15 protein-coding genes are annotated in these 17,172 nt (G+C 72.7%); 11 read left to right on the top strand and 4 right to left on the bottom strand.

The features are described 5' to 3' along the window. The first annotated feature begins 12 nt into the window (after nt 1-12). From ABLE88_RS00350 to lexA, 9 genes are all read left to right on the top strand, one after another. Complete coding sequence (locus ABLE88_RS00350; RefSeq protein WP_348829348.1) at nt 13-1,908, top strand: peptidylprolyl isomerase; 1,896 nt, start codon at nt 13-15, stop codon at nt 1,906-1,908. 7 nt (nt 1,909-1,915) lie between these two features. Continuing rightward, nucleotides 1,916-3,427, top strand: a complete 1,512-nt coding sequence (trpE, locus tag ABLE88_RS00355; protein WP_348829350.1) for an anthranilate synthase component I — start codon at nt 1,916-1,918, stop codon at nt 3,425-3,427. Between the two features lie 353 nt (nt 3,428-3,780). Beyond that, nucleotides 3,781-4,398 carry an anthranilate synthase component II gene (locus tag ABLE88_RS00360; protein ID WP_348829351.1) on the top strand — a complete coding sequence of 206 codons (618 nt, stop codon included), beginning with the start codon at nt 3,781-3,783 and terminating at the stop codon, nt 4,396-4,398. A gap of 57 nt (nt 4,399-4,455) precedes the next feature. Next, entirely contained in the window at nt 4,456-5,490 is a 1,035-nt protein-coding gene (gene trpD, locus ABLE88_RS00365; RefSeq protein ID WP_348829352.1) for an anthranilate phosphoribosyltransferase, read from the top strand. Further along, entirely contained in the window at nt 5,487-6,278 is a 792-nt protein-coding gene (gene trpC, locus ABLE88_RS00370) for an indole-3-glycerol phosphate synthase TrpC (protein WP_348829353.1), read from the top strand. The genes trpD and trpC overlap by 4 nt, the downstream gene beginning before the upstream one ends. A gap of 75 nt (nt 6,279-6,353) precedes the next feature. Then, nucleotides 6,354-6,803, top strand: a complete 450-nt coding sequence (locus tag ABLE88_RS00375; RefSeq protein WP_348829354.1) for a DUF2147 domain-containing protein — start codon at nt 6,354-6,356, stop codon at nt 6,801-6,803. A gap of 173 nt (nt 6,804-6,976) precedes the next feature. Continuing rightward, a complete protein-coding gene (gene moaC / locus ABLE88_RS00380) occupies nt 6,977-7,474 on the top strand; it encodes a cyclic pyranopterin monophosphate synthase MoaC (RefSeq protein WP_348829355.1) in 498 nt (165 codons plus the stop codon). Between the two features lie 16 nt (nt 7,475-7,490). Beyond that, nucleotides 7,491-8,705 carry a molybdopterin molybdotransferase MoeA gene (locus tag ABLE88_RS00385; protein ID WP_348829356.1) on the top strand — a complete coding sequence of 405 codons (1,215 nt, stop codon included), beginning with the start codon at nt 7,491-7,493 and terminating at the stop codon, nt 8,703-8,705. 215 nt (nt 8,706-8,920) lie between these two features. After that, entirely contained in the window at nt 8,921-9,628 is a 708-nt protein-coding gene (gene lexA / locus ABLE88_RS00390) for a transcriptional repressor LexA (protein WP_348829358.1), read from the top strand. A 97-nt stretch (nt 9,629-9,725) separates the two neighbouring features. On the opposite strand, the gene ABLE88_RS00395 is transcribed toward lexA, so the two are convergent. Next, nucleotides 9,726-12,290 (bottom strand): ComEC/Rec2 family competence protein, encoded by a 2,565-nt coding sequence (locus tag ABLE88_RS00395; protein ID WP_348829359.1) that lies wholly within the window; start codon nt 12,288-12,290, stop codon nt 9,726-9,728. Nucleotides 12,291-12,661: 371 nt separating this feature from the next. Between ABLE88_RS00395 and gltX the strand changes: the two genes are divergently transcribed. Continuing rightward, on the top strand, nt 12,662-14,077 hold the full coding sequence (gene gltX, locus ABLE88_RS00400; protein ID WP_348829361.1) for a glutamate--tRNA ligase: 1,416 nt from the start codon (nt 12,662-12,664) through the stop codon (nt 14,075-14,077). After that, nucleotides 14,074-14,340, top strand: a complete 267-nt coding sequence (locus ABLE88_RS00405) for a sulfurtransferase TusA family protein (protein WP_348829362.1) — start codon at nt 14,074-14,076, stop codon at nt 14,338-14,340. The genes gltX and ABLE88_RS00405 overlap by 4 nt, the downstream gene beginning before the upstream one ends. A gap of 15 nt (nt 14,341-14,355) precedes the next feature. Here ABLE88_RS00405 and hflX read toward each other — a convergent pair whose 3' ends face one another. The 3 genes from hflX to ABLE88_RS00420 all read right to left on the bottom strand — a co-directional run bounded on the left by hflX (nt 14,356) and on the right by ABLE88_RS00420 (nt 17,166). Further along, nucleotides 14,356-15,822 (bottom strand): GTPase HflX, encoded by a 1,467-nt coding sequence (hflX, locus tag ABLE88_RS00410; RefSeq protein ID WP_348829363.1) that lies wholly within the window; start codon nt 15,820-15,822, stop codon nt 14,356-14,358. 82 nt (nt 15,823-15,904) lie between these two features. After that, nucleotides 15,905-16,159 carry an RNA chaperone Hfq gene (hfq, locus tag ABLE88_RS00415; protein WP_348829365.1) on the bottom strand — a complete coding sequence of 85 codons (255 nt, stop codon included), beginning with the start codon at nt 16,157-16,159 and terminating at the stop codon, nt 15,905-15,907. Between the two features lie 149 nt (nt 16,160-16,308). Next, nucleotides 16,309-17,166, bottom strand: coding sequence for a D-amino-acid transaminase (locus ABLE88_RS00420; protein WP_348829366.1), 858 nt, complete (start codon nt 17,164-17,166; stop codon nt 16,309-16,311). Nucleotides 17,167-17,172 lie beyond the last annotated feature (6 nt).

Raw genomic sequence — 17,172 nt, forward strand, 5'->3', positions numbered from 1 at the left:
AAAGAATGGACGATGGCACTTCAGACTCTCCGCAAGGGCGCTTCCGGTTGGATCGCCAAGATCTTCCTCGTGGTGCTCACGCTCTCCTTTCTGGTCTGGGGCATCGCCGACGTGTTCCGCGGCTTCGGCGCCAGCTCGGTGGCGAGCGTCGGCGGCACGGACATCTCGGCGAACGAGTTCCGCGCGCGCTATCTGGAGCAGGTCCAGCAGATCGGCCGCCGCACCGGGCGGGGCCTGTCGCCCGAGCAGGCGCGCGCGCTTGGCGTCGACCGCCAGGTGCTGAACCAGATGATCGCCGACGCCACGCTGGAGGCGGAAGGCAAGCGCCTCGGCCTCGCGGTGAGCAACGCGCAGGTGGCCGATGCCATTGCCGCCAACCCGGCCTATCGCCGGCCCGGCGCCGCGGCGTTCGATCCCGCTTACTTCAACCAGCTGCTGCGCCAGAACAGCCTCACCGAGGCGCGCTTCGTCCAGCTGGAGCGCGCGCGCATGCTGCGCGACCAGATGATCCAGTCGCTCGGCACCGGCCTTGCCGTGCCCGCGGTGCTGGTGGACGCGGTGCACCGCTATGAGAGCGAGGCGCGGGACGCCACCTACATCCTCGTCACGGCGGAAGCGGCGGGCGAGCAGCCCGCCCCCACCGAGGACCAGCTGCGCGCCTTCTACGACGCCCACAAGATCACCTTCCGCGCGCCGGAATACCGCAAGGTCTCGGTGCTGGCGCTGACCCCGGAGGCGCTCGCCGCCCATGTCGCGGTGAGCGCGGAGGACGCCCGCGCCTTCTATGACCGCGAGCAGGTGAGCTTCGGCACCCCCGAGCGGCGCGAGGTGCGCCAGATCGTCTTCCCGACGCCGGAGGACGCCGCGGCCGCCTCGGACAAGATCAAGGCCGGGGCGAGCTTCGACGACATCGCCGCCGCGCGCGGCCTGAAGCCGACGGACACCGACCTCGGTTTGGTGGCGAAGTCGGCGATCCTCGATCCCAAGATCGCCGAGGTGGCGTTCCTGATCGTGCCGGGCGGCACCAGCGCACCGATCGAGGGGCGCTTCGGCTTCGCCCTCGTCAACGTGCCGCGCGCCGAGCCGGCGAGCCGCAAGCCGTTCGACGAGGTCAAGAGCGAGATCGAGACCGAGCTGGCGCTTGCCAAGGCGCGGCGCGAGCTGCTCGACCAGCACGACGCGGTGGAGGACGAGCGCGCCTCCGGCTCGACGCTGGGCGAAATCGCCAAGAAGCTGTCGCTGCCCCTCTCCGTGATCGACGCCGTGGATCGCTCGGGGCGCGATCCCGCCGGCAATCCGGTGGAGATTCCCGGCCGCGCCGAGGTGGTGTCCGGCGCGTTCGCGGCCCCGGTCGGGGTCGAGACCGACACCATCCAGCTGCCGGGCAATGGCGGCTTCGTCTGGTTCCAGACCGATGCCGTGATCCCCGCCCGGGACCGCACCTTCGAGGAGGCGCGCGCCGAGGTGGAGGCGCGCTTCAAGCAGGAGGCGCTCGCCAAGGCGGTGGAGGCCAAGGCGCAGGCCCTGTTCGACCAGGCCAAGGCCGGCACCCTGCTGGCCCAGGTGGCGGGCGGCGCCGATCTGCCCTTGAAGGTCGCCGAGGGCCTGCGGCGCGGCCGCGCCACGCCGCCCTTCTCGGTGGAGGCGATCACCGAGGTGTTCAGCGCCAAGGATGGCGGCGTCGGCCTGGCGCCCGCGGCCGAAGCGCCGGACCGGGTGGTGTTCCAGGTCAGCAAGATCACCGTGCCGCCGGAGGGCCCGCAGGACCAGCAGATCGCCGCGCAGCTCTCGGCGCAGATGGAGAACGACCTGCTGGTGCAGTATCTCGGCGCGCTCCAGCAGCAATTCGGCGTGACCGTCAACCAGCGTGTGCTCTCCCAGTCGGTGGGCGCCGGGGCGGGAAGCTGAGCCCGCCATGAACGCCCCCACCGACTTCGAGCGGTTCGCCCGCCGCTACCTCAAGGGCGACGCCCAGGTGGTCTCGACCACTTTGGTCGCCGACCTCGAGACCCCGGTCTCCGCCTTTCTCAAGATCGCCGGCGATCAGCCCAACGCGTTCCTGCTCGAATCGGTCGAGGGCGGGCAGACCCGCGGGCGCTATTCCATGATCGGCCTGAAGCCGGACCTGATCTTCCGCGCCTCGGGCGACACCGCCGAGATCAACCGCACGCCCGACGCCGACACGGCGGCGTTCGTGTCCTGCCCCGGCAAGCCGCTGGAGGCGCTGCGCGCGCTGATCGCCGAATCCGCCATCGACTTGCCGCCGGGCGCCCCGCCCATGGCGGCGGGCGTGTTCGGCTATCTCGGCTACGACATGGTGCGCCAGATGGAGACGCTCGCCCCGGCGAAGCCCGATCCCATCGGCGTGCCCGAGGCGCTCCTGATCCGCCCGACCATCATGATCGTATTCGACGCGGTGAAGGACGAGCTCACCGCCGTCACCCCGGTGCGCCCGGCGCCGGGCGTGACGCCGCAGGCGGCGTGGGAGGCGGCGCTCGACCGGCTGGAGCAGGTGGTCGCCGGCCTCGAGCGCGCCATCGCCCACCCCGCCCCGGATCCGTTCCACGGCGAGGTGGCGGCGACCTCCAACACCTCGGACGCCGAGTTCTGCGCCATGGTGGAGCAGGCCAAGGACTATATCCGCGCCGGCGACATCTTCCAGGTGGTGCTGTCCCAGCGCTTCGAGAGCCCGTTCGCGCTGCCCCCGTTCGCGCTCTACCGGGCGCTCAGGCGCGTCAACCCGGCGCCGTTCTTGGTCTATCTCAACTTCGACGGTTTCTCGGTGGTGTGCTCCTCGCCCGAGATCCTGGTGCGGCTGCGCGGCGGGGTGGTGACCATCCGCCCGATCGCCGGCACGCGCCGGCGCGGCGCCAGCCACGCCGAGGACGAGGCGCTGGCGGCCGAGCTGCTCGCCGACGCCAAGGAGCGCGCCGAGCATTTGATGCTGCTGGACCTCGGCCGCAACGACGTGGGCCGGGTGGCGCAGACCGGCACGGTGAAGGTGACCGACAGCTTCTCCATCGAGCGCTACAGCCATGTGATGCACATCGTCTCGAACGTCGAGGGCGCGGTCGACCCGCGCTTCGACGCCATCGACGCGCTCGCGGCGGGCTTTCCGGCCGGCACGGTCTCCGGCGCGCCGAAGGTGCGCGCCATGGAGATCATCGACGAGCTGGAGAAGGACAAGCGCGGCATCTATGCCGGCGCCATCGGCTATTTCGGCGCCAATGGCGAGATGGACACCTGCATCGTGCTGCGCACCGCCATCGTCAAGGACGGGCGCATGTACGTCCAGGCCGGCGCCGGCATCGTCTATGACAGCGTGCCGCAGAGCGAGCAGCTCGAATGCGTGAACAAGGCCAAGGCTCTGTTCCGCGCCGGCGAGGAGGCGGTGCGCTTCGCCGCGCGCGCCAAGAGGGGGCAGTGAGGGGGATGGAGATGACGCAACGCGAGCGATGGTGAGGCGCGAGCAGCTGGCTGCCTCACCCCGTGGAGGAGAGGGCGGCGGTTAGGGCGCGCAACCGGATCGGTGCCGCCACCCCTGCGCCGTCATCCTCCGGCTTGACCGGAGGATCCATCGCCGGGGCGCCGCTCGGCCCGCCGCATGGGCCCTCCGGTCAAGCCGGAGGGCGACGGCGGGCAGAGCCCCCGGCTCTCTCCGGCAAGGCCGGAGGCGAAACGCGCGCGCCGCCTTGGCCGGCTCGGTTGACCCCGCACCCGTCCTCGCCGTAACACCCGCAATTCCCGCAAGACAGCGGCACGCGGGGCTCGGAGTTCCAGATGTCCGCCACCCAGTCCCCCACCGTCACGCTGATCGATAATTACGACAGCTTCACCTACAACCTCGTCCACTATCTCGGCGAGCTGGGCGCCAAGGTGACCGTCCACCGCAACGACGCCGTGACGGTGGCCGACGTGCTGGCGGAACAGCCGGACGCCATCGTGCTCTCGCCCGGGCCCTGCACCCCCAACGAGGCGGGCATCTGCCTCGACCTCATCGCCAAGGCCGGCGACACGGTGCCGATCTTCGGCGTGTGCCTCGGCCACCAGGCGATCGGCCAGGTGTTCGGCGGCGACGTGGTGCGCGCGCCCACCCCCATGCACGGCAAGATGAGCGAGATCCACCACGAGGGAAAAAGCGTGTTCCGCGGGCTCAACCGCGCCTTCCAGGCGACGCGCTACCATTCCCTGATCGTCGAGCGCGAGAGCCTGCCGCAGGCGCTCGAGGTGACCGCCGAGACCGCCGACGGCCTGATCATGGGCCTCGCCCACCGGCGGCTGCCGATCCACGGCGTGCAGTTCCATCCCGAGAGCATCGCCTCGGAGAACGGGCACGCGCTGATCAAGAACTTCCTCGACCTCGCCGCCGATTTCAACGCGCGCAAGGCCAAAGGCTGAGCAGGGGCTGAGCGCCGCGACGCCCGCTTGGAACGAGACAGGAGCCGAGGACCCGCCATGGACCAGTTCAAACCCCTGCTCGGCAAGGTCGCGACCGGCACCAGCCTGTCGCGCGCGGAGGCGTCCTACGTGTTCGACAAGATGATGTCGGGCGAGGCCACCCCGGCGCAGGTGGGGGCCCTGCTGATGGGCCTTCGGGTGCGGGGCGAGACGGTGGACGAGATCACCGGCGCGGTCTCGGTGATGCGCGCCAAGATGCTGCCCGTGACGGCGCCCGAAGGCGCGGTGGACGTGGTGGGCACGGGGGGCGATGCGTCGAGCTCCTACAACATCTCCACCTGCGCCTCGTTCATCGTCGCCGGCGCCGGCGTGCCGGTGGCCAAGCACGGCAACCGCGCTCTGTCCTCGAAGTCGGGCGCGGCGGACGTGCTGGCCGCGCTCGGCGTGCGCCTCGATCTTGCGCCCGAGGGCATCGCGCGCTGCATCGCGGAAGCCGGCATCGGCTTCATGTTCGCCCCCTCCCACCACCCGGCCATGAAGCATGTGGGCCCGGCGCGGGTGGAGATGGGCACGCGCACCATCTTCAACCTGCTCGGCCCGCTCTCGAACCCGGCCGGCGTCCGGCGCCAGATGGTGGGGGTGTTCGCGAAATCCTGGATCGTGCCGCTCGCCGAGGTGCTCAGGGAGCTCGGCTCGGAGCGCGCCTTCGTGGTGCACGGCTCCGACGGGCTGGACGAGATCACCATCTCCGGCTCGACCGACGTGGCGGCGCTGGAGGACGGGCGCATCCGCACCTTCGAGATCGCCCCCGAGGACGTCGGCCTCACCCGCGCGCCGCCGCAGGCGCTAAAGGGCGGCGATGCCGCGCACAATGCCGCGGCCCTGCGCGCGGTGCTCGACGGGGCCGAAGGCGCCTACCGCGACGTGGCGTTGTTCAACGCCGCCGCGGCGCTGTTCGTGGCCGGCCGCGCCGAAAGCCTGAAGCAGGGCGTCGAACTCGCCCGCGCCAGCCTCGACCAGGGCGCCGCCAAGGCCCGGCTCGACCGGCTGGTGGCGGTCTCCTCAGCGCTTTCCCCGGAGGCCGGCCGATGAGCGACATCCTCACCCGCATCGAGGCCTACAAGCGCCAGGAGATCGCCTGCGCCAAGCGCGCCCGGCCGCTGGCGGAGATCGAGGCGGCGGCGAAGAGCGCGTCCCATGTCCGCCCGTTCGCCGGCGCGCTCGCGGCGACGCTCGCGGAAGGCCGCACCGCGCTCATCGCCGAGATCAAGAAGGCGAGCCCCTCCAAGGGCCTGATCCGCCCCGACTTCGACCCGCCGAGCCTGGCCCGCGCCTACCAGCTGGGCGGCGCCGCCTGCCTCTCGGTGCTCACCGACACGCCGTCCTTCCAGGGCGCGCCCGATTATCTCAAGGAGGCCCGCGCCGCCACCCGCCTGCCGGTGCTGCGCAAGGACTTCATGTACGACACCTACCAGGTGGCCGAAGCGCGCGCCTGGGGCGCGGACTGCATCCTCATCATCATGGCGGCGGTGGACGACGCGCTCGCCCTCGACCTCGCCCAGGCGGCGGCGGACTTCGGCATGGACGCCATCGTCGAGGTGCACGACGCGCCGGAGCTGGAACGCGCGTTGCGGCTGCCCTGCCGGCTCATCGGCATCAACAACCGCAACCTGCGCACCTTCGAGACCGACCTTTCGGTCAGCGAGACGCTCGCCCCGCGCGTGCCCAAGGACCGCATCGTCATCGGCGAGAGCGGCATCTTCACCCGCGAGGACGTGGCGCGGCTCGCGGCGGCGGGCATCGGCACCATCCTGGTGGGCGAGAGCCTGATGCGGCAGGACGATGTCGCTTCCGCGACCTCGCTCCTGCTTGGCGCGTGATATTGCCGTATAGGTGAATTTCCTCCTTAATAGGCGAGCCGGCCCGCAGAGGCCGGATGCTCCGGGAGGATGCCCATGCGACCTATCAGGTCCCGAACGATCTGGTCCGCTCTGTCTTTCGGCACGCTAGCGCTGGCGGCTGTGCTCGGGTCCCCGGCCGCGCATGCCGCCGAGCCCACCGGCCTGTGGCAGACCGCCTCGCGCGGCGGGCAGGTGGAAATCTACCGGTGCGGCGCCGCTCTGTGCGGCCGCCTGGTCTCCTCGGACGGGCTCAAGGCCGATCCGAACCTCAAGGACGTGAACAATTCCAACGCCGGCCAGCGCGGGCGCGGGCTCAAGAACCTCACCATCATGAGCGGCTTTTCGGGCGGCCCGAAGGAATGGTCCGGCGGCAGCATCTATAATGCCGAGGACGGCCGGACCTATTCCGGCTCGCTCACCCTCGACGGCGACAACACCCTGAAGCTGCGCGGCTGCGTGGTGGCCCCGCTCTGCAAGACGCAGACCTGGACCCGCCTGCGCTGAGCCGCCGGACCGCGGCGGCGCCGCGGCCGGACCGTCGTGGGCGTCCCCGCCCCCGCTCCGGCGGTCCGGTCGCGCCCGGCTGCTATCCTGCCGGCGCGCGGGCGCCTAGACTGCGGCGCGCCGGCCGGTCGCGATTCCGCGCCCCCGGCGGCAGAGGACCGCGCCGCACCGCCATGACCGAGCCGACCGAGCCCGCGCTGACCCATCTCGACGCCCAGGGCGCCGCCCGCATGGTGGACGTCTCGGACAAGGCCGTGACCCATCGCGAGGCGGTGGCCGAGGGGGCCATCGCCATGGCGCGCGAGACGCTGGAGCTCATCCTCTCCGGCAACGCGAAGAAAGGCGACGTGCTCGGCGCCGCGCGGCTCGCCGGCATCATGGCCGCCAAGCGCACCCACGAGCTGATCCCGCTCTGCCACCCGCTGATGCTCTCCAAGGTGGAGGTGGAGATCGCGCCCGATCCCGCTTTGCCGGGCCTGCGCATCACCGCGCGGGTGAAGACCACCGGCCAGACCGGGGTGGAGATGGAGGCGCTCACGGCGGTGTCGGTGGCCGCGCTGACGGTCTACGACATGGCCAAGGCGGTCGACCGCGCCATGCGCATCGACGGCGTGCGGCTGATCGAGAAATCCGGCGGCCGCAGCGGCGCCTTCCGCGCCGCCCCGCTCTGAGGTTCGAGGAACGCTGATGGCACTGATGAGCGTCGAGGAGGCCCTGCGCCGCGTCGCCGGCCCAACGGAGGCGCTGGCCGAGGAATGGGTGCCGGTATCCGCCGCCGCCGGGCGCGTGCTCGCCCGCGACCTCATCGCCAACCGCTCCCAGCCGCCGGCCGACATGTCGGCCATGGACGGCTATGCGGTGCGCGCCGCCGACATCGTCGACACCCCGGCGCGGCTCGCGGTGATCGGCGAATCCGCCGCCGGGCGTCCGTTCACGGGCGCCGTGGGCCGGGGGGAATGCGTGCGCATCTTCACCGGCGCGGTGCTGCCCGCGGGCGCCGACACGGTGGTGATCCAGGAGAACACCACGCGCGAGGGCGCGGTGATGACCACCACCGCGCCCACCGCGGCGCGGCGCAACGTGCGCAAGGCCGGCTGCGACTTCGCCAAGGGCGCGCCGGGCCTTGCCGCCGGCCATCGCATCACCGCGCGCGGCATGATGCTGGCCGCCGCCATGGACCATGCCCGCGTGCCGGTGGCGCGCCGGCCGCGCGTCGCGCTGCTGCAGACCGGCGACGAGCTGGTGATGCCGGGCGAGGGCTCAGGCGCCGACGCCGAGATCGTGGTGTCGAACGCCTTCGGCCTCGCCGCCATCGCCCGCGGGGCGGGGGCGGAGGTGATCGACCTCGGCGTGGTGGGGGACGACCTTTCCGTCATCCGCGCCGCCATCCGCCGCGCCGTGGATGAGGGGGCCGACGTGCTGGTCTCCTCCGGCGGGGCCTCGGTGGGCGACCACGACCTCATGGCGCCGGCCCTGAAGGCCGAGCAGGTGGACCTCGAAGTGCACAAGATCGCGCTGCGGCCCGGCAAGCCGCTGATGTTCGGCCGGCGCGGCGCCCTGCGGGTGCTGGGCCTGCCGGGCAATCCGGTGTCCTCCCAGGTCTGCGGGCTGCTGTTCCTGACGCCGCTGCTGCGCGCGCTCCAGGGCGAGACGGGCCCGGCCTACCGGACGCTTCCGGCCCGGCTCGGCTGCGCCATGCCGGCCAATGACTGGCGCATGGACTTCATGCGCGCGCGGCTCGCCGCCGACGGCGCCGGCGGGCTGCTCGCGACCCCCCTGCCGGTCCAGGACAGCTCGCTGCTCTCGGTGCTGGCTTCGGCCGACGCGCTCCTGATCCGCCCCGCCGACGCGCCCGCCGCCGAGGCCGGCGCGCCCTGCGAGGTGATCCCGTTCCAGGATTGAGGCCGGGATCCGCCGGCCCCAGGCGCAAGCGCTGGCATTCGCGGGCGGCTTTACGCCATCTTCACCACTTGCGGAACACAAAAGGAACAGATAAGGGTTGTTCATGATTTGTTTCTCCGCCCCCGGTGCGGTGGCGGAGGCCCGCAGGACGGCCAAGATCGGCCCCTGCGGGTGCTGGCTTGACCGGCGGCGGGCAAATGGCACGGGGGCGAGGAATGCTGACGCGCAAGCAATATGACCTGCTTCGGTTCATCCACGAGCGGCTCAAGGAGACCGGCGTCCCCCCCTCCTTCGACGAGATGAAGGAGGCGCTCGATCTGCGCTCCAAATCGGGCATCCACCGGCTCATCACGGCGCTGGAGGAGCGCGGCTTCATCCGCCGCCTGCCGAACCGCGCCCGGGCCCTGGAGGTGGTGCGCCTGCCGGACAGCGTCGCGCCCGGGCTCGCGGCGGCGCGCAGCGGGCGCGGCTTCTCCCCCGCGGTGATAGAAGGCAGCCTCGGTCGGGTGCGCCCCGTGGCCGAGGACGAGGAGGGCGGGCAGAGCGTCGCCGTGCCGGTCATGGGCCGGATCGCCGCCGGATCGCCGATCTCCGCCATCCAGTCGCGCAGCCACAATTTGAACATTCCCCCCGAAATGCTGGGCTCGGGCGAGCATTTCGCCCTCGAGGTGCGCGGCGACAGCATGATCGAGGCCGGCATCCTCGACGGCGACACCGTGCTGATCCGCCGCTGCGACAGCGCCGACACGGGCGACATCGTGGTGGCGCTGGTGGACGAGGAGGAGGCGACCCTCAAGCGCCTGCGCAAGAAGGGCGCCTCCATCGCCCTGGAAGCGGCGAACCCGGCCTATGAGACCCGCATCTTCGGCCCCGACCGGGTGCGCATCCAGGGCCGCCTCATCGGCCTGATGCGGCGCTACTGAGGGCTGGACGGCGCCGGCCGCGCGCAGCCGGCACGGATTTTCCCGGCGCGCGAGCCCTCGGCGGCGCGCCCTCGAAGCGCCCCCGGCGCGGCCTGCGCTAGCGCGGGTCCGAGGCGTCGGCGGCCAGGGCCTCCAGATCGAGCGGCCCCGGTGCCTCCAGTTGTTCGGGCAGAACCGGCATCCACGGCCGCTGGCGGAAGGCGGGCCGGGTGGGGATCGCCGTGAGGCCGCCCCAGGCGAGGGCGCCGCGGTCGCCCGAGCCGCGCGGCGCGAAGGCGTCCCCGCTCGGTGACGCGGCCTGCGCGGCCGCATTGGCGGTTGGCCCGCGCTCCGTGGGATCCGCGACCAGGCGCCCGGCGCCGGTCGACGCGTCGGCCACCGCTTCACCGCGCGCCATGCCCTCCCAGACCATCTCCTGCCCCAGCATCTCCTGCCCGAGCATCTCCTGCCCGAGCAAATGGCGCCCGGACGCGCCCTCCCCCGGCGCGCCGTCCCCGGTCAAGCCGGGCGTCCCGTCGCCGGCGGGCGCGATGGCGCCCTCCCCCGGCGCCCTCAGCCCCGCGCTGCGCGCCTTGCCCTCGGCCACAAAGGCGAGGGTCCCCGTGCGCTCCAGCAGTGCCGGCGTGATCACCCGCGCCGGGCAGGCGAGCGGCGCCTGATCGCGCGTGACGACGATGCGCGCCGACAGGCAGTCCGCGGCGAGGCCCTCGGCGCGGCGCGAGACCGCGAGCGTGCCGCCGCTCGGCAGCGGCGCGACGCAGCCGGAAGGGTCGCAGGCGAAGGCGGCGGCGAGCGCCGGGTCGTCGGCGGCCCGGCGGTCGCCCTCGCGGGTCAGCCACTGCTCGGCCACCAGCCGATGGGCGCGCGCGCCGACGATGGACAGGCGGCCGTCGGCGCCGCGCACCGCCACCGTTTCCCCATTGGGCGCGATCAGGATCTCCGGCCGCTGCGGCGCCGGCGTCGCGATCACCGCCAATGCCAGCGGCGCCAGCGCCAGCGCGCGCAGCACGCCGCGCAGCAGGCACAGGCACAGCAAGGCAAGGCTGGCGCAGGCGAGGCTCGCCGCGCCCGTCACGCCGACCCGCTGGTCCGCCCCCGGCAGCGCGGTCACCGCATCGGAGACCGCCAGCATCACGTCGATGCCGGCGCCCATCACCGGCCAGGCCAGCGCGTCCCAGCCGAACGGCATGAGCAGCACGCCGATAAGGCCCGCCGGCATCACCACCAGGGAGACCGCCGGCATGGCGGCGAGGTTGGCGAGCAGCCCGTAGGGCGCGAGCCGCTGGAAGTGGAACGCGCCGTAAGGCGCGGTCGCGAGCCCGGCCACCAGCGAGGTCAGGGCGATGCCGCCGAAGAACAGGGCGAGCGCGAGGCTGGCGCGCGCCAGGACGCCGTCCGGCCGCGGCAGCGCCCGCAGCGGGCGCAATTGCTCATAGGCCGCGACCAGGGCCAAAGTCGCGGCGAACGACATCTGGGTGCCCGGCTCCAGCGCCGCCTCAGGGGTGAGCGCCAGCACCGCCACCGCGGCCACGGCCACGGTGCGCAAGGTGAGCGCCGGCCGGCCGGCGGCGACGCCCGCCAGCACCAGCGCCGCCATCACGAACGAGCGCTGCGCCGGCACGTCGTTGCCGGAGAGCACGAGATAGCCCGCCCCGCCGGCGAGCGCGACCGCGGCGGCGATCGACTTGATGGGCCAGGCGAGCGCCAGCGCCGGCACCAGAGCGAGCAGCGCCCGCGCGGCGGTGAACAGGGTGCCCATCACCAGGGCCATGTGGAGGCCCGAGATGGACAGGATGTGGGTGAGGCCCGAGACCCGCATGCACTCCTCCACCGCGTCGGGGATGGCGGAACGGTCGCCCGCCACCAGCGCCACGGCGATCGCCGCCGGCGTGCCGCCGATCGCTGCGCGGATGCGGGCGGACAGGGCCTGGCGCACCGCGTCGACGGCGGTGGCGAAGCGCACCGACAGGGGCGGCGCGCCGAGGTCCGGCGCCGGCTTCGGCCGCCCGAGCCCGTAGCCCACCGCGCCGATGCCGTCGAACCACGGGCCGCGGCCGAAATCATGGGCCCCCGGCATGGCCGGCCCGAGCGGCGGCAGGAGCTGGGCGAGCTGCGTCACCGGCGTGCCCACCGGCGGCGCCCAGCCCTTGCGCAAGGTGAGTCGCACCAGATCCGGCGGGTGCGCGAAGCCGCGCACCGGGGCGCCGTCGAGCCGCAGCAGGATGCGGTCGCCCTTGGCCCGGCGCTCCACCCGCTCCACATGGCCGGAGAGCCGCACCGGAAAGCCCGGCGGCGCCGCCACCGCGTGCGCCACCAGCGCGGTGCGCAGCCCCGCCACGGCGAATCCCGTCGCGGCCGAAAGCAGCGCCAGGAGCACGGCGAGCGCGACCGGGCGCGCCCGCGCGGCGGCGGCGCCGGCCGCGAGCGCCGCCACCAGGAGGCCGACGGCAAGCAGCGAGGGCTCCCGGTCGGCGCCGAAATAGAGCACGATGCCGGCCGCGAACGCCGCCGGCAGCCACAGGATCAGACGGCCGGAGCGCGCCTCCGCCGCGGCGTCCTTGGCGACGCGCGTGCCGAGCGCATCGAGCAGGCCCGCGAGCGGTCCCGGCGCCGGGCGCAGCAGGTCCGCGCCGGGCAGCGGCAGCACGGCGCCGGCGGGCACCGCGCGCCCTCGTCCACGACCGCCGCCGCTCGCCTGCCCCGCCTGCGCCATCGGCCCGCCCCCCGGGGACCCCACGCGTCGCCTCGGCCCTCGGGCCGGGCGGTCCGCCCGTTCTCACTCTAGATCGCGATGCGATGGGGCGCGAAGCGCAATTGAGCGCCCAGGTTGAAATCGCCGCGCGCGGCGCGCGGGATGATGGCGGGGCGGCGCGCGCCGCGGCGCCCATATGCCTGCCGCCGCTCCTGTGCTACAGGGGCGGCGCCTGCGCAGGCCCCGGGGCGGCCCCGGAGCGCCGTGTCCGGCGCACCGCCTCCGTGCCGCCGCCGCGCCGGCCGTCCTTCGTTTCCCCCGAGAGGCTCCCCGAGACGTCCATGTCGCAGATCGTCACCCGCTTTGCCCCCTCGCCCACGGGCTTCCTGCATATCGGCGGCGCGCGGACGGCGCTGTTCAACTGGCTCTATGCCCGCCACACCGGCGGGCGGATGCTGCTGCGCATCGAGGACACCGATCGCCAGCGCTCCACCAAGGAGGCCATCGCCGCCATCATCGAGGGGCTCGAATGGCTCGGCATCACCTGGGACGGGGAGCCGATCTACCAGTTCGCCCGTGCCGCGCGGCACCAGGAGGCGGTGGAGGAGATGCTGGCGCGGGGCAATGCCTATCGCTGCTGGGCGACGCCGCAGGAGCTTGACGAGATGCGCGAGCTCGCCCGCAAGGAGGGCCGCCCGCCGCGCTATGACGGGCGCTGGCGCGACCGTGATCCGGCCGAGGGGCCGAGGGACCGCGCCCCGGTGATCCGCCTGCGCGCGCCCCAAGCCGGGGAGACCGTGATCGAGGACATGGTGCAGGGCGCCGTCACCTTCCCCAACAAGGATCTCGACGATCTGGTGCTGCTGCGCTCGGACGGCACGCCCACTTACATGCTGGCGGTGGTGGTGGACGACCACGACATGGGCATCACCCACGTCATCCGCGGCGACGACCACCTCACCAACGCCGCGCGCCAGACCCAGATCTATCGCGCGCTCGGCTGGCAGGTGCCGCAGATGGCGCACATTCCGCTGATCCACGGGCCCGACGGGGCGAAGCTCTCCAAGCGCCACGGCGCGCTCGGCGTCGACGCCTATCGCGACATGGGCTATCTGCCGGCGGCGCTGCGCAATTATCTGGTGCGCCTCGGCTGGAGCCACGGCGACCAGGAGGTGTTCTCCACCGAGGAGATGATCGCCTATTTCGATCTCGACAAGGTGGGCCGCTCCGCCGCCCGCTTCGACTTCCAGAAGCTCGAGAACCTCAACGGCCAGTACATGCGCGCCGCCACCGACGCCGAGCTGCTGGCGGCCATCGACGCGCTGATGCCGCATCTGCCGGACGCCGCGCACCGCCTCGCGCGCGTGACGCCCGCGCGCCGCGCCCAGCTCGCCGCCGCCATGCCGGGGCTGAAGGAGCGGGCGAAGACCGTGGTCGAGCTGATCGACAATGCCGAGTTCATCTTCCTCGAGCGGCCGATCCCGCTGGACGAGAAGGCCGCCGCTCTGCTCACCGCCGAGGGCAAGGCGCATCTGGCCAGGCTGCTGCCGCTCCTGGAGGCGGCGGACTGGACCGCGGCCGCCACCGAGGCGGCGGTGCGCCTTTATGCCGGCGAGGCCGGGGTGAAGCTCGGCGCGGTGGCCCAGCCGCTGCGCGCGGCGCTCACCGGCACCAGCACCTCGCCGCCGATCTTCGACGTGCTGATGGTGCTCGGCCGCGACGAGAGCCTCGCCCGCCTGAAGGACCAGGCCGGGTGAGCGGGCGCGACGGCGCGGACGGCGCAAGCCTGCCGGCGCCGGACCTCGATCTGGACCTCAGCGGGCTGAAATGCCCCCTGCCCGTGCTGCGCGCCCGCAAGGCGCTGGCGGGGCTCGCGCCCGGCGGGCGGGTGCGCCTCGTCTGCACCGATCCGATGGCGGCCATCGACATCCCCAATCTGGTGCGCGAGCGCGGCGACCTGCTGGAGCATTGCTCGCGGGACGGAGCCCGGCTCGTCTTCGTGCTGCGCCGCGCCGGCTGAGGTTTTCGCCCGCTTTCAGACCTTGCGCACGCGCCGGGCGCCGAACTTGCGTGCCACCAGGCGGACCCGCTCGGGCGGCAGGCGCAATGCGACGTGCACCGTGCCCTCGGCATCGGCGGTGCGATCCAGCACCTCCCCGTGGCGATAGAGCCAGCCGAGCCCCTCGCCGTCCTCGGCGGCCAGCGTGACGGCGAGCGTCACCCGATCGGCGGTGATGCGCCGCTCCATCAGGCCGAGCAGGGGCTCGGTGCCCTCGCCCGTGAGCGCCGAGACCGCCACCGGGCCCTCCACGCCGTCCGCGCGGCGGCACTGATTCTCCACCGCCTCGCGCTCGGCGGCGCCGAGGCGGTCGATCTTGTTCCACACCTCCACCACGCGCCCGCCGGCCGCGCTCTCCACGCCGAGGTCGGTCAGCACGTCCTCCACGTCGCGCGCCTGGGCGTCGCTGTCGGGGTGGGAGATGTCGCGCACATGCAGGATCAAATCGGCCTCCAGCACCTCCTCCAGGGTGGCGCGGAACGCCGCCACCAGCTGGGTCGGCAGCTCGGAGATGAAGCCCACCGTGTCGGACAGGATGATGCGCGTGCCGTGCGGCAGGTCGACCGCGCGCAGCGTCGGATCGAGGGTGGCGAACAGCAGGTCCTGGGCCGTCACCGCGGCGCGGGTGAGCCGGTTGAACAGCGTCGACTTGCCGGCATTGGTGTAGCCCACCAGGGCAACGATGGGATACGGCACGCGCTTGCGGCTCGCCCGGTGCAGGCCGCGCGTGCGCTTGACCTGCTCCAGCTCCTTCTCGATGCGCACGATGCGCTCGCCGATCAGCCGCCGGTCGGCCTCGATCTGGGTCTCGCCGGGGCCGCCGAGGAAGCCGAAGCCGCCGCGCTGGCGCTCCAGATGGGTCCAGGAGCGCACCAGGCGCGAGCGCTGGTAGTTGAGGTGGGCCAGCTCGACCTGGAGCGCGCCCTCCTTCGTGCGGGCGCGCGCGCCGAAGATTTCGAGGATCAGCGCCGTGCGGTCCACAACCTTGGCGGACCAGGCCTTTTCCAAGTTGCGCTGCTGCACGGGCGAGAGCGCGGCGTCGAAGAACACGAGGTCGATGGCCTCCGCCTTCACGATGCCGGCGATCTCCTCCACCTTGCCGGTGCCGAGATAGGTGGCGGGGCGGATGTCTGAGAGCGGCACCAGGCCGCGATAGATCACGTCGAGATCGATGGCGGCGGCAAGGCCCACCGCCTCGTCGAGGCGCGCCTGCGGGCTGCGCCGCTCGGCGCTGCCGCGCGTCGCGCGCTTGGAGAGGATGGGAGAGAGGACCGCGCAGCGGACCGGCGGCGCGCGCCGATCCACCCCGCCCCGCGTCGAGGCGGGACCGGCGGCGCCGTCCTTCCCGCGCAGATCGGGATGGCCTTCCGGCGATGCGGACGGGCGCGCGCCCGCGCCGCCGGACCCTGCCGTGTTGGAGCCGGTCATGTTGGAGCCGGTCATGCCCGCTGTCGCGGTCCCCGCTCCTGCCCCCTTGTTGGCACCCCCCTTGGCGCCCCCCTTGGGGCTGCGGCGCTCCACGGGATCAGGCCTTCTCTCCTGCGTCGTCGGCGGGATCGAACAATTGCACCGGGTGCCCCGGCATGATGGTTGAGATGGCGTGCTTGTACACCAGCTGCGAATGTCCATCGCGGCGCAGCAGCACGCAGAAGTTGTCGAACCAGGTGACCACGCCCTGCAGCTTCACCCCGTTGACGAGAAAGATGGTCAGGGGCGTCTTGTTCTTGCGGACGTGGTTCAGGAAAGTGTCTTGGAGGTTCTGTTGCCGTTCCGCCGCCATTTTGATATCCGTTTTTTTAGGGCGTTGAGCCCCCGTTGCCGGGCGTCCGTGCCAAGCGTGCCGGGGGCAGTTGTCACGCTAGAATGGCACAGTGCTGCAGCGGCGCAATAATTTTTGCTCTGCAGCATCCTGATGCCGACTTACTTATATCATGTTACCTCTGCGAAGGCGTGGAATCGTTGCCGCAGCTCCAGCGCGACGGCCCCGGGATGGGCATTGCCCACGGCCCGGCCATCGATTTCCACCACCGGCATCACCACCGTCGAGGCGGCGGTGATGAAAGCCTCGCGGGCGCCGTAGGCCTCCTGCGGCGTGAACGCCCGCTCCTCGACGACGAGGCCGAGCGCGCGCGCCGCCTCCATCACCACCGCCCGGGTGATGCCCTTCAGGATGCCGCTCTCGGCCGGCCGGGTGACGATCCGCCCGTCTGTGGTGACGATCCAGGCATTGGTGGACGATCCTTCCGTGACGTAGCCGGCGGCATCCACGAACCACGCCTCGCGGGCGCCCGCCTCCTTGGCCTGCTGCTTGGCAAGCACGTTGGGCAAAAGCCCCACGGTCTTGATGTCCACCCGCGGCCATCGGTTCTCCGGCACGCAGATGACGCGCACGCCCGCTTCGGCGAGCCGCTCCTGGGCCGCCGGGTCGGCGCGGCGCGCGGTGACCACCAGGCTCGGCGCCGTGCCGGGCGCCGGAAAGGCATGGTCGCGCCGGGCGACGCCCCGGGTCACCTGGAGATAGACGATGCCGTCCTTCACCCCGTTGCGCGCCACCACCTCCTTCAGCACCTGGGTGAGCGCGGCGCGGCCCATGGGCGCGGCGATGCGCAGCTCGCTCAGGGAGCGGTCCAGCCGGTCGAGGTGGCGGCGGGCGTCGACCAATCGCCCGCCGCGCACCTCGCAGACCTCGTAGACGCCGTCGGAGAACTGGTAGCCCCGGTCCTCCACATGGACGCTGGCGCTGCGGTGGGGGAGATAGCGGCCGTTGACATAGGCGATGCGGGACATGGCAAG

This window comes from Xanthobacter luteus (assembly GCF_040049235.1).
GTDB lineage: Bacteria > Pseudomonadota > Alphaproteobacteria > Rhizobiales > Xanthobacteraceae > Xanthobacter.